Genomic DNA, 1228 nt, shown 5'->3' with positions numbered 1-1228 from the left:
TGTTCTGGTCAACTCCAGCCGGACACTTTTCCTAAAGAATTTTCATACTCTACTGGTGACTGATCGTTATTAGCTGAGTGCAGTCTTTCCAGATTGTAATACTTCATATATTCTGCAACATCATTTTTCATGTGCTCACGCGTTGGTTGAGCCACTTTTAGTAACCAATCATGTTTCAAGCTACCAAAGAACCTTTCAACAACAGCGTTATCCCAACACGCTCCCACATCACCCATGCTTGCTCTAACACTATAGCTCCTAAGTAATTGCCGATATTGCTTGCTTGTATATTGTGAGCCCCTGTCGCTGTGAAATACTAATCCCTTGGGCGGCTGCCGTAAGTTATACGCTTTTATCATTGCTTTACTGACCAAATCGGTCGTCATGCGTTTATCAATATGCCAACCAACAATACGACGAGAATACAAGTCCATAACAATGGCTAGATACATCCAGCCTTCGCCAGTTCTTAAGTATGTCACATCGCCTGCCCAAATTTGATTCGGTGCTACCGGATTAAAGTTCTGATTAAGCAAATTATCCGCAACTGCATCTGAGTGCTTACGTTTAGTTGTCACTCTATAAGCCACACGTTGTTTAACAACTAAATTGAGCTTCGCCATTAACTTTCTAGTTTTGTAGCGCGTTATTTTAAAACCTTCTTTACGTAAGTTCTTACATAACTCACGGTAGCCTAAGCTTGCTCTGCTGCGTTTAAACAATGCTTTTGCTCTTCGGTAAAGATGTAGCTCTTCTGCCGGTATAAGCTTTGCTGGACGTGCCAGCCACGCGTAATAGCTTGAGCGATTTACCTTCATAGCAGAGCATAATTTCATAACGCGATAAGCTTGGCTATTCTCTTTGATGAACTGATACTTTACTTCATTTCTCTCGCAAAGAAGGCGCTGGCCTTTTTTAAGATCTCTTTCTCCGTTTTGAGATCTTTCACTTCTTTTCTCAGGCGTTTTAGCTCGGCTCGCTCATCTTCATTGAGTGAATTGCCAGTTTGTTGCCCTTCAAGTTTAGCTTTCCAGTTATAAATAAGTTTGGTGGTGATCCCCAGGGAGGCTGCGGCCTCTGAAACTGAATAGCCTTGTTCTGTTACCAGAGCGACTGCTTCTTGCTTAAATTCAGTTGTATAAGATTTATTTTTACGTTTTGTCATTTAACACCTCAATATTAGAACATTGTCCATTATTAAAGTGTCCGGCTCAATTAAACCAGTTCA

1 protein-coding gene is annotated in these 1228 nt (G+C 41.2%); it reads right to left on the bottom strand.

The genetic code is table 11. The features are described 5' to 3' along the window. Positions 1–8: 8 nt before the first annotated feature. Positions 9–1165, bottom strand: a protein-coding gene (locus tag PHAL_RS0122560; RefSeq protein WP_085999762.1) for an IS3 family transposase whose coding sequence is annotated in 2 segments (ribosomal slippage) — positions 9–922 and positions 922–1165 — 1158 coding nt in all. Because the reading frame shifts where the segments join, the coding sequence is not laid out codon by codon here. Positions 1166–1228 lie beyond the last annotated feature (63 nt).

Origin of the sequence: Pseudoalteromonas haloplanktis ATCC 14393 (assembly GCF_000238355.1) — a bacterium.
GTDB classification, from domain to species: Bacteria; Pseudomonadota; Gammaproteobacteria; order Enterobacterales; family Alteromonadaceae; genus Pseudoalteromonas; species Pseudoalteromonas haloplanktis.
This window is presented reverse-complemented; position numbering and strand designations above follow the sequence as displayed.